Here is a 14,274-nt window from a genome sequence, read left to right as displayed (position 1 = left end):
AAATATTACCAAATATAATATTATATAACAAAAAAATTACAATTTAAAAAGGAGGTATAAATTGTGGAAAATCAAAAAACTAAACTTGCACCAAAGGTCCTATTTCTAATGGGTGGATCGCTATTTGCAATGCATTTTGGAGGATCTAGTATGATTTGGCCAATGACTTGGGGTAAAGAAAGTGGGACAAGTTTACCTTTGGCATTTATAGGTATATTCATGACCGCCCTTTTGATTCCGTTACTAGGCTATGTGGCATTATCAAGAGGAAAAGGAACTTTCTTATCAATTTCAGGAAGAGTATCAAAAAGATTTGGATTAATATTTTGTACTATTACAATTCTTGTTTTAGGACCATTATTTTGTATACCAAGAATGAGTGCCGCAGCTTGGGATGCATTCTTACAGGTTAGTGGATTTAGACCTGAGTCTTTTATAGCACCGCTAGTATTTTCAATAATATATTATCTTTTAACTTATTGGTTTATAGCTCAAAAATCTGGTGTAGTAGATAAGCTTAGTAAAATATTATTTCCTGTACTTGTTGTAGCAGTAGTTGCAATTATAGTAAAGGGAGTATTGATGCCAATAGGTGTGCAGCAGCCAAAAACTTATACAGTAAATTCTTTTGCCTATGGATTTAAAAATGGATATGCCACAGCAGAAGTATTATGTGCATTGGTATTTGGACAAATAATAATCGATGATTTAAAGTTTAAAGGTATTAGAGAAGATAAAATAGATATAAGCTTAATAAAAATTGGAATAATTGGGATAGGTATGTTGACCTTTACACATGCTGGACACGCATTTGTAGGTTCCACAGCAGCATCATTATTCCCAGATTTACAATATTCAGCTCTTTATTCTGCAGTAGTTTTAAAACTTTGGGGAACTGTTGGTGGAGTTATATTTAATATAGCATTGTTATTTGCAGCATTAACCACAGCTATAGGCTTTGTAGTTGCTACAGCAAACTATTTTAAAGAAGTAAGTCATGACACTATTTCTTACAATAAAGCTGCGATAATTACTTTAGTAGTAAGTGCAGTAATAAGCGTAGTAGGATTAAATACTATAGTTACATTTGTAGCACCTCTTTTAGATATAGTATATCCTGCAGCAATTACTTTAACTTTATTTTATACATTTGTTAAAGATTTTGAATCTAAGAAAAAATTATTTGCAGGATACAAGGTTGGAATGATTGTGGCATTTGTATGGGGAATTTTTGAAGGCATACTTGCTTATATGAATATGTTTAAAATGGATGCAGGAGTGCTTAAAACAATACATGATGCATTCCCTCTCACATCTTCAGGTCTTGGATGGATGCCAGTTACAGCCCTTGCCATTATAATTGGAGCTTTGCTTTACAAAGGATCAGGTACACAAACTATAGTAAAAAATTCATAAATAACTAGATTGTATATGCCGCAAGTTAATACTTAACCTGCGGCATATTTTATTAAGTTCTTAACATATTTATTATAGGAATTTTTTTACATTTGAAAACATATTATAAATTGTAGACAAGTTCAAAGAGAAAAAATGAAATTAAAAAACAAAAATTTAATATGGTAGGGGGAGATACTGTATGGCAAAAGCATTGGAAGGCATAAGAGTATTAGATTTAACTCACGCATATAACGGTCCATTTTGTACGACTCTTTTGGCTGATAATGGAGCAGAAGTCATTAAAATTGAAAGTCTTGATGGAGACCAGTGTAGATGCTGGGGACCGATGGATACTAAAAGTGGAGAAAGTGGATTTTTCACTTTCTTAAATAGAAATAAAAAAGGTGTAACATTAAATCTTAAATCAGAAAAAGGCAAAAATATATTTTATGAAATGGTTAAAACTGCTGATGTAGTTGTGGAAAATTTCAGAGTTGGAGTTATTAAAAAGCTTGGTATTGATTATGAAACTTTAAAAGAAATTAATCCTAGGATAATACTAGCATCAGGATCAGGCTTTGGTCAGTATGGTCCAATAAGTAATAGACCTTGTTATGATATAGTAGCTCAGTCTATGGGGGGAATGGTTAATTTAACAGGCTTCCCAGAAACTCCACCAACTAAGGTAGGACCATCTGTTGCAGATAATGTTACTGGAATTTATCTGTGCGTAGGAGTTTTAATGGCACTTTACAATCGTGAAAAGACAGGACAAGGACAAACTGTAGACGTTGCCATGGTGGATACGATATTTACTCTTCTTGAAAATTCAATCATTACTACAACTCTTACAGGAGCAATACCTCAGAGACAGGGAAATATAGATCCATCTATAGCACCTTTTGATATATATAAAGCAAAAGATGGATATGTAGCCATTGGTGTTGGAACGGATAAATTGTGGGCTAAATTCTGTAATATGATTGGAAGACCAGAACTCATCGAAGATCCAAGATATTTGACTAATGATTTAAGATGTCAAAATTATGTTCCAGGCCTTCAAAGTACCATTGCAGAATGGATTAAAGATAAAAATAAGAAAGAACTTGAAGAAATGTTTGATAAAGAAGGAATACCTTGTGGACCAGTACTTGATATGAAGGAGGCAATAGAACATCCTCATATTCAGGCAAGAGAGATGATGGTTCATGTAGATCATCCAACTATTGGAGATATGTACATTCAAGGAGTACCAATTAAATTATCAAGAACTCCTGGAAGTGTAGACACTGCTGCACCATTACTTGGACAGCATAATGAAGAAATATATGGTATGTTTGGACTTAGCAAAGAAGAAGTAGCACACCTTAAAGAAGAAGGAGTAATTTAATTTATCATACGCAGAACATTTAAAGTAACTGAAGATCCTCATATGGAAAATCAGCCAAGTGCAATAAACATTTTTGAAAAACCAGTTTTATGTACTGAGTTTATAGGAACTTACGAAGTATAAGAAATAATTCAATGAAATATTTACAAAAACATGGAATAAACCTACAGAGTTTTGTGTAATATATATTAAATGTAAAAAAATTACAAACAATGCTAATAAATTAAATTACTAATAATTTAATTTTAAATTTTTATGTTAAATAAATATATTTAAAAATTAGGGGGTATGAAAAATGGCATTTGTTAAACCAGAAAAAAATTATGAAACTATGATTCGTCTACGTATGTCTTCAGGAGATGCTCATTATGCAGGAGAATTAGTAAATGGTTCACATACAATAGAACTTATGGGTGATGTTGCTACAGAATTAATGGCTATGTATGCTGGAAATGTAGGAGAATGCATAGGCTATGATAAAATAAGCTTTACAGCTCCAACTTTTGCAGGAGACTTTATTGAAGTATGTGGAAGAATCGTCGGAGTAGAAGGAAACAAAGTAAAGGTTCAATGTAGATCCTTTAAAATAGCTGAAAATGCTAGAATTGAAGCTCAAAATTCAGCAGTGAACGTTTTTGAAAAACCAGTTATGACACTTGAAACAGTTTCAACTTATGTAGTACCAGAGAAATAATTAAAGAAAATAAAGAGCAAACTGAAAAGATTTTATAATAAATTATTTTAAATAAAAGAAAATTTATATAAATTTGGGAGGTGCCTCTTATGGTAAGAGAGTCAGTATTAAGATATAGAATGGACGAAGGAAAGTATGCAGGCGGAGTTGTTAAACCTAATATACATTTAGATATATATGGTGACGTTGGAACAGAACTTTGTGTTTTACAGGATGGAGACGAATCATTATTTGCAGGTTATGAAGATGTAGAGTACTTAGCTCCTGTATATGAAGGAGACTTTGTTGAAGCTAGAGGTAGAATCGTAAAATTAGGTAACAGCTCACGTAGATGTGAATTTGAAACTTATAAAGTTGCAACACCATCAAGAAGAAATGGCAAACCAGATGCAGCTGAAACAGATATGGACGTTTTAGATCCTCCAGTACTTGTAGCTAAAGCTATTGGAACTTTAATCGTTAAGAAAGCTTGTCAGCGTGGAGTTCAGCCAGAAGGCGTTGTAGAAAATAGATGGGAATAAAATAATAAATATTTAATTAAAGTAATAGGTTGCTAAATCTTGTATTTAACAGCCTATTATTTATAAGTAAATAAATAAGTAAGTCTCATTTAATGAACATAACTCAGAAAATAAGCATGTGATAATGGAGGGAAAACTATGAATTTTAACTTGACTCGCGAACAGGAAATGATTGTTAAGGTAGTTAGAGAATTTGCTGAAAATGAAGTAGGACCAATTGCAGCTGAAATAGATGAAACTCAGGAGTTTCCAAGGGAAAATGTAAAGAAAATGGCAGAACTTAATATGATGGGAATACCTTTTTCAAAGGAATATGGTGGAGCAGGGGGAGATTTTTTAACTTTCATGATGTGCCTTGAGGAAATAGCTAAAAAATGCGCTGCAACTACAGCGATGCTTGCAGTTCATACCATTCCATGCTGGCTCTTAACAAACTTTGGAACAGAAGCTCAAAAGAGAAAGTATTTAACACCACTTTTAAAAGGCGAGCATTTAGGAGCTTTTGCACTTACAGAACCAAATGCGGGAACTGACTCTGCAAGCCAAACAAGCGTTGCTTATCTAGATGGCGATCATTACGTTTTAAATGGACAAAAATGTTTCATAACAAATGGCGGAGAAGCAGATACTTATTTAGTCTTTGCTATGACAGATAAGAGCAAAGGAAATAAGGGAATTACGGGATTTATAATAGAAAAGGATTTTCCAGGTTTTTATATAGGAAAAAAAGAGAATAAGATGGGAATAAGGGCTTCAGCTACCACTGAACTTATTTTTAAAGATTGCATAATTCCTAAGGAAAACTTGTTTGGAAAAGAGGGACAAGGATTTAAATATGCAATGAAAGCATTAGATGGCGGCAGAATTGGAATGGCAGCTCAAGCTGTAGGAATAGCACAGGGAGCAATAGATGAAACTGTTAAATACTTAAATCAAAGACAACAATTTGGAAAACCAATAGGAACTTTCCAAGGACTTCAATGGATGCTTGCTGAAATGGAAACTAGAGTTAACGCTGCAAGACTTTTAGTTCATAAAGCAGCATCAAAAATGGATAATAAGGAGGCTTTTGGTAAAGATGCCTCTATGGCTAAATTATTTGCATCACAAACTGCTATGTATGTAACAACTGAAGCAGTACAATTGCATGGTGGATATGGATACATGAAGGATTATCCTTTAGAAAGAATGATGAGAGATGCAAAGATTACAGAAATTTATGAAGGAACTTCAGAAGTTCAAAAGATGGTAATTTCTAGATACGTGTTGGATAATAAATAGTTTAAGGAGGCAAAAGTAAATGAAAATTATAGTTTGTATGAAACAAGTCCCAGATACAAATGAAGTTAAAATAGATCCAGTAAAGGGAACATTGATTAGAGATGGTGTTCCTAGCATTATAAATCCTGATGATAAAAATGCCATAGAAGAAGCTGTAAGAATAAAAGAAAGTAGAGAAGATGCTCATGTAACAGTAATATCCATGGGACCTCCACAGGCAGGAACTGCTTTAAGAGAGGCACTAGCTATGGGAGCTGATGAGGCTATACTTTTAAGCGATAGAGAATTTGCAGGTTCCGATACCTGGGCAACCTCAGCAATATTGGCTTCCGCTATAAATAGAATTGGGGACTATGACATAATATTCTGTGGAAGACAAGCTATAGATGGAGATACTGCACAGGTTGGCCCAGAAATAGCAGAACATTTAAAATTGCCACAGATAACTTATGTTAGTAATCTAGAAATACATGAAGACGAAGTTATTACACATAGAACAGTTGAAGATGGATATTATGTGATTAAATCACAAATGCCAGTATTACTCACGGCTATAAAAGATTTAAATACTCCAAGATATCCTTCAATTAAAGGAATATATCAGGCTTATAGGGAAAAAGAAATAAAGATATGGAGCATAAATGACATAATCGTTGATAGAGAAAACATTGGATTAAAGGGTTCTCCAACAAATGTTAAGAGCTCTTTTACCCCTTCCGTTAAATTTAATGGAGAAATACTAAGTGGAACAACCAAAGAAGTTATAAATGAATTAATAGTAAAACTTAGAGAAAAACAGGTTATATAGGGGAGGGACAGAGATGAATATAAATGATTATAAAGGCGTTTGGGTATTTGCAGAACAGAGAGAGAGTAAGATTTTAAATGTATCACTTGAATTACTTGGGGAAGGAAGAAAAATAGCTGATAAATTAGGGGTAAAACTTACAGCAGTTCTTCTTGGAAATAATATTAATGATATGGCTGAAAATCTTGTAAAATATGGAGCAGATGAAGTATTAAGTATTGATGATAAATTTTTACAGGTATATTCAACAGAGGTTTATACTAGAGTAGTAAGTGAACTTATAGAAGGAAAAAAACCTGAAATAGTACTCATAGGGGCAACAGCTATAGGTAGAGATTTAGGACCAAGGCTTGCAGCTAGAGTTAAAACAGGTCTTACAGCAGATTGCACTAAGCTTGATGTGGATGAAGAGACAAGAGGCCTTTTACAAACTCGTCCAGCCTTTGGAGGAAACTTAATGGCAACAATAATTTGTCCAAAACATAGACCTCAAATGTCCACAGTAAGACCTGGGGTTATGGAAAGAGGAAAATTTGATGAAGCAAGAAAAGGAACAATCAAAAAAATATCATTTGAGCTTATGGAAGCGGATAAAAATACAGAAGTGCTTGAAGTTGTAAAAACTCAAAAACATGAAGTTAAACTTGAAGAGGCAAAAATAATTGTATCTGGTGGAAGGGGTCTTGGAGATGCAAAGGGATTTGAACTTTTGGATAGCTTAGCTAAAAAACTCGGTGGAGAAGTGGGAGCTTCCCGTGGTGCAGTGGATGCAGATTGGATACAACAAAGTCACCAGGTTGGACAAACCGGTAAAACTGTAAGACCAAAACTATATGTGGCTTGCGGAATATCTGGTGCAATTCAGCATTTAGCAGGAATGAACACTTCAGATTGTATAGTTGCTATAAATAAAGACAAAAATGCTCCTATATTTAAAGTTGCACACTATGGAATAGTAGGAGATGTATATGAAATAATTCCAGCGCTTATAGAATCCTTAGATAATGTAGATGATATTGTGGAAGCGCTTAGGTAATAAATAATAATTATAAAAAATGGTGCAAAATTATAAGTATTTTGCACCATTTTTATTCTATAAAAATTCAGCTGACTGAATTTTATCCAAAATTGTTCACTGTTAAGTATTTAGTAGTAACTGTAATTATTATTTACTATTTTTCATTTCTAAGTATTCATCATAGCTCATTTGTCTATCAATTAATCCGTCTTCGGTTAATTCGAGTATTCTGTTTGCTATGGTTTGTATAAACTGATGGTCGTGAGATGCAAATAATATGTTACTATTAAAGTCTCTTAAACCATTGTTTACTGCAGTTATTGATTCAAGGTCCAAGTGGTTTGTAGGCTGATCTAATAAAAGTACATTTGCATTATTAAGCATCATCTTTGAAAGCATGCATCTAACCTTTTCTCCACCGGATAAAACCTTAGCTTCTTTTAATGCTTCTTCTCCAGAGAAAAGCATTCTTCCAAGGAAGCCTCTAAGATAGCTTTCAGATTTTTCTTCTGAAAATTGTCTTAGCCAATCCACAAGATTTAAATCCACATCATTGAAGAATTCAGAGTTATCTTTAGGGAAGTAGGACTTAGTAATAGTAACGCCCCATTTAAATTCTCCACTATCTGGTTCCATTTCTCCCATAAGTATCTTAAATAATATAGTAATTGCCATTTCATTTTCACCAACAAAGGCAATTTTATCTCCCTTAGTTATAATGAAGCTTATATTATTAAGAACTTTTACACCATCAATAGTTTTTGAAATTCCATCAACTCTTAAAATGTCATTTCCAACTTCTCTTTCAGGTTTAAATCCCACGAAAGGATATCTTCTACTTGAAGGTTCTATATCTTCTACGCTTATTTTATCAAGAAGTTTTTTACGAGAAGTAGCCTGTTTGGATTTAGAAGCATTAGCACTAAATCTTGCAACAAACTCTTGAAGAGCTTTGATTTTTTCTTCTTTTTTCTTGTTTTGATCCTTCATTAATTGTAGAGCAAGCTGACTTGATTCGTACCAGAAGTCATAGTTACCCATAAATAATTTAATTTTTCCAAAGTCCACGTCTGCCATATGAGTACAAACCTTATTTAAAAAATGTCTGTCATGGGATACAACAATAACTGTTCCTGGGAAGTCAATTAAGAACTCTTCAAGCCAGTTAATTGATTGTATATCTAAGTGGTTAGTAGGTTCGTCGAGAACAAGTATTCCTGGATTTCCAAAAAGAGCCTGTGCAAGAAGAACTTTAACCTTTTCTCCACCTGAAAGTTCAGACATTTTATTTTCATGAAGGCTTGTAGGAATTCCAAGCCCCTGCAAAAGTGATGAAGCTTCTGATTCAGCTTCCCAACCATTTAATTCAGCAAATTCTCCTTCAAGTTCAGATGCCTTTATACCATCTTCATCAGTGAAATCAGCCTTTGCATATAATTCTTCTTTTTCATTCATGATTTCATATAATCTAGTGTTACCCATAATTACTGTTTGAAGCACGCGGCAGTCATCATATTCAAAGTGATCCTGCTTAAGTACTGACATTCTACTACCTGGAGCAATAGAAACTTCTCCAGTATTAGGCTCAATTTCACCAGATAAAATTTTTAAAAAGGTACTTTTTCCAGCACCATTTGCACCTATTACTCCATAACAATTTCCTGGAGTAAACTTAATATTTACATCTTCAAATAATTTCTTATCACCATATCTTAAACCAACATTCGTAACTGTAATCAACGTTAATCATTCCTCAACTTTCTAATTTTAATCTAACCGTCATATTATAACATAAAGATGGAATAATCGCTAGACTTTAAAATAAGATTGACAATTAGTAATTAATAACTTAAAATTGACATTTGATAAATAAAAATAATAATAAAAAATAAAAATTAAAAGCTGATAATAAACATAGGGGGAAGTAGTTATGTCAGATAAGAATATAGAAATGATGAAAAAGCTTATTGAAGAAAAAAAGAAAAAAAGCGCCGAGCAAAAAGGCAATGGAAGACCAAGCAAAAGTATGGGAGGAGCTAAAAAGGCTGTAAGAAATAAGAAAACAGGTGGATTATTTGATAAATAAATAGTAAACCTATGTAAAGCCTTCTTTAAGAATAAAATTCATATGATTATTGAAATACTTTAAATCTTGGTGTTTATGTGAAGTAAGAATTACCTGCACCAAGATTTATTTTATTTGTGATAGTAAGGATGCTTTGATTAAACACATATGAATAAAATTGGTGATTATGACAAATTTTATTAAGTAATAATTGGAAATTTGTTTATAAGTTGAAGCAAATGCTAATAAATAAAGACCTATAATTAACAATGGAAAAGCCAGTATAAAGTTTAAATAAGTGAATAACAATATTATATGTAATATAAAAATCACAATTAAGGGAAATTTAGAAGAAGTAGGAAAATATTAAGAAATATATGAAATTTTTAAACAGGTAAAATAAAATTAAAGGGAGAGATAAATATGGGAAAAATGCTTTATTCAGTAAAAATTAATGGGAAATATGGATACATAGATAATACAGGAGAAATTGTAGTAGAACCTAAGTTTCATTATGCTGAAGAATTTATCAATGATTATGCTATAGTTGGTATAGATGACAAATTTGGTTTTATAAATAAGGAAGGGAATTTAATTGGAGAAAACTTATATGATGATGTATATGAGTTTACTGATGGATTAGCTACAATTGAAGTAGAAGGAAAAAGAGGGTTCATGAATACTGAAGGAGGCTTAGTTATAGCTCCAGAGTATAAGGAAGCTAACGGATTTTCAGAGGGGTTAGCAGCGGTACAAGTGAATTATAAATGGGGATATATAAATAAAGAAGGCAAAATTGTAATAGAGCCTGAATTTTTAGATGCTTTTGATTTTAGTGAAGACTTAGCTTTAGTTCAATTAGGAGGAAAATTAGGATATATAAATAAAGAAGGTAAAATGGTTATAGAACCTAAATTTAATTATGCTTATGGATTTTCAGAAGGGTTAGCGGTAGTACAATTAAAATCTAATTATGGATATATTGATAAAGAAGGAAATACAGTTATTAAATCTAAATACCATACGGCTAATGACTTTAATGAAGGTTTCGCATGTGTTGAATTAAACAATAAATATGGATTTATAAATAAAAATGGAGAAGCTATAATTCCACTTAAATATGATTGGGCAGATAATTTTTATGAAGGCTTTGCAGCAGTGGCTATTGACGAAAAATATGGATTTATAGATAAAGAGGGTAACGAGATAATTCCGGTAAAATTTGATAACGTAGATACTATTAGTGAAGGCTTAATCTCCGTGGAAGTAAACGGAAAATGGGGATACATAGATAAGGAATGCAACTTTGTTATAGAACCAATTTATGATGAAGTATCAAAATTTGTGGATGGAATTTCTAAGGTTATATTAGAAAACAGAACTAAATATATAAACAAAAATGGAGAAAATATTTTTAGTAGAGAGTAGAAATTTAAACACTGCTATCTACTAAAGGTATAATAAAACTCAATAGTAAAGCACTAGGCATAAGTTATAAATATCATATGCTTAGTGCTTTTATAATACCTGTAAAAAAGGGTATTTCTACTATTTTCCACCAGTGCTACTGCCAGATATACCGCTAGAAGTACCTGAATTGCTACTATTATTACTATTATTTTGGCTAGAGCTATTTTTCATATTATTATCACCATTATTATTATTATTATTATTATTATTATTATTATTATTATTTTTGTCATCAGAGCTAGAGTTACTAGTAGTGCTACCATTTACATTTTCGTTGCTGCTATCATTATCATTACTATTATCAGTGTCATCCTTAAAGAAATTTATGATTTTCTTAATAATACCATTAGTCTTATCCTGAGGTTTATTATTATTATTATTATTATTATTATTATTACTATTAGTATTTGAGCTATTATTGTTAGCTTGATCTTTAGTATTATTAGAAGTATCGTAATTATTGTTATTATTGTTATTATTATTATTATTATTAGTATTAGTATCGTTATTATGATTATTTTTGTCATCAGAGTTAGAGTTATTGGTATTACTATCATTTACATTTTCGTTGTTGCTATTATTACCATTACTATTATCAGTATTATCTTTAAGAAAGTTTAGGATTTTTTTAATAATACCATTAGGTTTATTCTGAGGTTTAGCATTATTAGTATCATTTGGGCTATTATTGTTAGCTTGATTTTTAGTATTAGTAGAAGTATCGTAATTATTGTTATTAGTATTATTGTCATTATTTGATTTATTATTATTATTACTATTAGCCACAGAATCAGGATTAGTAGCATTACTATCATTTTCTGTGTAAAATTGAAGTGGAGGTAAAAATTGGTTTTTAAAATCGTGAGGGACAAAAGGAGTAACAGGTTCAGCGTAGGGTACTCCAAAGCTATTTTGCGATATTATATATATGGCTAAAAAACTTAAACCTATTAAAAATCCAAATAATCCTAGAATCGCAGTGATCATTATTAAAAAAAATTTTAGCACATTTAATGGAGTTACAATAGTATGATCAGGTAATAAAAATGATGAAATACTTGAAAATGCTACTATTACTATTGAAATTGGACTAGTAAGACCTGCTGCAATAGCACCCTGACCTATTACAATACCGCCAACTATACCTATAGCACTTCCGATTTTAGTAGGAAGCCTTATACTAGCTTCTCTCAACATTTCTATTACTACAGTCATAAAAAAAATTTCAAGTACTGCATTTAATGGAACGGCAGAACGAGCAGATGCAATGCTTAACAAATAACTAGCAGGTAACATATCAGGATTAAAAGATGTTACTACCAAGTAAAGGGCGGGTAGAGAATATGTGGATATCATACCAAATATCCTTAAAGAGGTATTAAAAGGGGCAAGAAGTAAAGTTCCATAATGGTCATCACCTGAATCTAAAAAGTCCATAAATCTTTCAGGAAGCATTAAGGCAAGATTACTTCCGTCTACTAAAATACAAAGTTTTCCCTTTAAGATAGTTGAACAAGCTTTATCAGATCTTTCAGCAATTGATACTGTTGGAAGTATTCTACTCTTCCGACCATTTAAAATTTTTTGAATATAGGCTGATTCAAGGATACCATCTATAGTTATATTGCTTATGGTATCTTCTACATATTTTACTATATTCTTATCAGCTAAATTATCTAAATAAGCTACTACTACTCTTGTTTGGGTCTTTGTACCTACAATAAAGTTCTTAAGGCATAGATGAGGATCCTTAATCCTATAGCTTATAAGAGAAAGATTAGTATCTAAGTTTTCTACAAAGGAATCCCTAGGAGCTCTTAGGGCATATTGAACTTCAGGTGCTGAAACATTTCTTTTAGCTACTTCAGTAGTATCAGCAACAATATAATTTACACCATGAGATATTCCTATAATAGACTTTCCAGAAAGAAGGTATTGAAGTACTTTTGAAAAGTCATTATCTATAAATAGATCTGATGTATAAATAATGGATTCCATAATCTGTGTAGAGCTTGATATAGTATTTTCATATTTTATAAGTGGTTTTATTATTTCGTCAGTTAGCTTATCTTTACTTGTAATATATGGGAGATATGCTACATATATTAAGATTTGTTTATTTTTGATTTTCCTAACAATTATACCTGTATTTTTATTTTCAATATATGAAATAACATCATCTACTTTGGAAAAATTATACATAAAATCACCTTTTATCTAATTTATCTTTATTTTCATATTCCATTGCATTTTTGTCTGTGATATTGACATTAACATCCACATTAATTTCTGCCTCAGGGTAAACTTTACCCCATTCTATTTGTCTATATTGAATTGGATTTTGAGCTTTGAAGTGCTTAACAAATTCAAATATGTCTACTTTATAATTCTGTTGAGATTTATTTATAGATTCAGTAATCATTTTTTTAATATAGTTACTTAATACATATTTAAGCTCGTTTATATCCTCTGAGGATTTTCTTTGTAACTTATATTGAAATGTCAACGAGGCATCCACAGATAAAAATACATTTATAACCGCCTTTTCATTTTCCCAGCTTGTTTTAATCTTATGCTTTTTAACCAGTGTAGAAAAAGTTAAAACGTTAGCTGGAGATTTTGGATCAGCTAAAGTCAAAACCAATGGGGTTTTGGGAGACATTAAAAATAATACTCCATTACTATCTGCCGCATCTATTATATCTATAAGTTTTAAGTCTTTTATTACACCTAAGCCTATGTACTGGGGCTTTCCTTCTACTACATCAATGGTAGGAATAAGTACGGCTAAATCTTTAATACGGCTTTCTGTAATTACATTTGCTAAGGATATATCTATATGCGTATCTTTAAATAAGCTTTGAATATTATTTTCTACAAAGAAACCTATAGACGTATTGGATTTGGTGGATAATTGCATAAGGTCACTTGGAGCTCTTTTGCTTATTAGTAAATTTACAGTTTTTCTTAAGTCATACTGTCTATTTGCTCTATTTAAGTAATCTTCAAACAAATCTGACTGGGCTAATCTTTCACTAACTATTACAGCAGTGGCAGGTCCATTGGAAAGTGGGCCTTTAGTTTTAACTTGTAAATTTTCTCTGGCTTTATCAAAGTTACTGCCTTCCCCAAAAAAATGAGTTATATTATAGGTTGTTTGCTGAGCACTCATAGGGCGGAATTCAGCTATCTCAGCATCAAGCCGTATTCTATCTGGAACAGGAGTATCTACTCCAAAGGATAGTATAAGGGCTCTGTCTTCTATATCTTTATAGTCCCAGCAAGCAGTAAAAAGTAAACTGAAGTAAGTTAATAACAATAACAATGATAATTTTTTATAATGCTTTTTTTCCATAGTTTTTCACCTTAACAATCATAAATAATATTATTAGAATTATGAAAGAAACTATTGTGCTATATGGGTAATGCCAAATACTTCCCGGTAATACTTATATATATTCATGAATTGCCTTACATCTCAATTTTATTGAGATGTTTCCTTGCATGACTTATAGAAATTTTTAATTTCGTTATAAGTCAGCACATCTCAATTTTATTGAGATGTTTCCTTGCATGACCTATAGAAATTTTTAATTTCGTTATAAGTCAGCACATCTCAATTTTATTGA

Annotated in this window: 12 protein-coding genes; 9 read left to right on the top strand and 3 right to left on the bottom strand. The window is 31.5% G+C overall.

Features of this window, described 5'->3' with window-relative positions; all coding sequences use genetic code 11:
- Window positions 1-63 precede the first annotated feature (63 nt).
- The 7 genes from brnQ to CRN98_RS15495 all read left to right on the top strand — a co-directional run bounded on the left by brnQ (window position 64) and on the right by CRN98_RS15495 (window position 7,128).
- Window positions 64-1,416 (top strand): branched-chain amino acid transport system II carrier protein, encoded by a 1,353-nt coding sequence (brnQ, locus tag CRN98_RS15525; protein WP_097028340.1) that lies wholly within the window; start codon window positions 64-66, stop codon window positions 1,414-1,416.
- Window positions 1,417-1,597: 181 nt separating this feature from the next.
- Window positions 1,598-2,788 carry a CaiB/BaiF CoA transferase family protein gene (locus CRN98_RS15520; protein WP_097028339.1) on the top strand — a complete coding sequence of 397 codons (1,191 nt, stop codon included), beginning with the start codon at window positions 1,598-1,600 and terminating at the stop codon, window positions 2,786-2,788.
- 295 nt (window positions 2,789-3,083) lie between these two features.
- Window positions 3,084-3,482 carry a MaoC family dehydratase gene (locus CRN98_RS15515; protein WP_097028338.1) on the top strand — a complete coding sequence of 133 codons (399 nt, stop codon included), beginning with the start codon at window positions 3,084-3,086 and terminating at the stop codon, window positions 3,480-3,482.
- Window positions 3,483-3,571: 89 nt separating this feature from the next.
- Window positions 3,572-4,003, top strand: a complete 432-nt coding sequence (locus CRN98_RS15510) for a hotdog domain-containing protein (RefSeq protein ID WP_097028337.1) — start codon at window positions 3,572-3,574, stop codon at window positions 4,001-4,003.
- Window positions 4,004-4,141: 138 nt separating this feature from the next.
- Window positions 4,142-5,284, top strand: a complete 1,143-nt coding sequence (locus CRN98_RS15505) for an acyl-CoA dehydrogenase (protein ID WP_097028336.1) — start codon at window positions 4,142-4,144, stop codon at window positions 5,282-5,284.
- Window positions 5,285-5,303: 19 nt separating this feature from the next.
- A complete protein-coding gene (locus CRN98_RS15500) occupies window positions 5,304-6,092 on the top strand; it encodes an electron transfer flavoprotein subunit beta/FixA family protein (protein WP_097028335.1) in 789 nt (262 codons plus the stop codon).
- 13 nt (window positions 6,093-6,105) lie between these two features.
- A complete protein-coding gene (locus CRN98_RS15495) occupies window positions 6,106-7,128 on the top strand; it encodes an electron transfer flavoprotein subunit alpha/FixB family protein (RefSeq protein ID WP_097028334.1) in 1,023 nt (340 codons plus the stop codon).
- 129 nt (window positions 7,129-7,257) lie between these two features.
- Here the strand turns inward: CRN98_RS15495 and CRN98_RS15490 are convergent, their stop codons facing one another.
- Window positions 7,258-8,850, bottom strand: coding sequence for an ABC-F family ATP-binding cassette domain-containing protein (locus CRN98_RS15490; RefSeq protein WP_097028333.1), 1,593 nt, complete (start codon window positions 8,848-8,850; stop codon window positions 7,258-7,260).
- A 190-nt stretch (window positions 8,851-9,040) separates the two neighbouring features.
- Here CRN98_RS15490 and CRN98_RS17810 point away from each other — a divergent pair, with 190 nt between their 5' ends.
- Both CRN98_RS17810 and CRN98_RS15480 read left to right on the top strand, forming a co-directional pair.
- A complete protein-coding gene (locus CRN98_RS17810; protein ID WP_097028332.1) occupies window positions 9,041-9,196 on the top strand; it encodes a hypothetical protein in 156 nt (51 codons plus the stop codon).
- 396 nt (window positions 9,197-9,592) lie between these two features.
- Window positions 9,593-10,603, top strand: coding sequence for a WG repeat-containing protein (locus CRN98_RS15480; protein WP_423237107.1), 1,011 nt, complete (start codon window positions 9,593-9,595; stop codon window positions 10,601-10,603).
- A 120-nt stretch (window positions 10,604-10,723) separates the two neighbouring features.
- Here the strand turns inward: CRN98_RS15480 and CRN98_RS15475 are convergent, their stop codons facing one another.
- Together CRN98_RS15475 and CRN98_RS15470 are read right to left on the bottom strand one after the other, a co-directional pair.
- A complete protein-coding gene (locus tag CRN98_RS15475; protein ID WP_097028330.1) occupies window positions 10,724-12,847 on the bottom strand; it encodes a spore germination protein in 2,124 nt (707 codons plus the stop codon).
- Between the two features lie 4 nt (window positions 12,848-12,851).
- Window positions 12,852-14,000 carry a Ger(x)C family spore germination protein gene (locus CRN98_RS15470; protein WP_097028329.1) on the bottom strand — a complete coding sequence of 383 codons (1,149 nt, stop codon included), beginning with the start codon at window positions 13,998-14,000 and terminating at the stop codon, window positions 12,852-12,854.
- Window positions 14,001-14,274 lie beyond the last annotated feature (274 nt).

This window comes from Clostridium peptidivorans (genome assembly GCF_900205925.1).
GTDB lineage: Bacteria > Bacillota > Clostridia > Clostridiales > Clostridiaceae > Clostridium_AK > Clostridium_AK peptidivorans.
This window is presented reverse-complemented; position numbering and strand designations above follow the sequence as displayed.

Coding starts and splice junctions, on each gene's coding strand:
- CRN98_RS15495 (WP_097028334.1), top strand. CDS start 6,106: ATGAATATAAATGATTATAAAGGCGTTTGGGTATTTGCAGAACAGAGA.
- CRN98_RS15500 (WP_097028335.1), top strand. CDS start 5,304: ATGAAAATTATAGTTTGTATGAAACAAGTCCCAGATACAAATGAAGTT.
- CRN98_RS15475 (WP_097028330.1), bottom strand. CDS start 12,847: ATGTATAATTTTTCCAAAGTAGATGATGTTATTTCATATATTGAAAAT.
- CRN98_RS17810 (WP_097028332.1), top strand. CDS start 9,041: ATGTCAGATAAGAATATAGAAATGATGAAAAAGCTTATTGAAGAAAAA.
- CRN98_RS15510 (WP_097028337.1), top strand. CDS start 3,572: ATGGTAAGAGAGTCAGTATTAAGATATAGAATGGACGAAGGAAAGTAT.
- CRN98_RS15470 (WP_097028329.1), bottom strand. CDS start 14,000: ATGGAAAAAAAGCATTATAAAAAATTATCATTGTTATTGTTATTAACT.
- CRN98_RS15520 (WP_097028339.1), top strand. CDS start 1,598: ATGGCAAAAGCATTGGAAGGCATAAGAGTATTAGATTTAACTCACGCA.
- CRN98_RS15505 (WP_097028336.1), top strand. CDS start 4,142: ATGAATTTTAACTTGACTCGCGAACAGGAAATGATTGTTAAGGTAGTT.
- CRN98_RS15515 (WP_097028338.1), top strand. CDS start 3,084: ATGGCATTTGTTAAACCAGAAAAAAATTATGAAACTATGATTCGTCTA.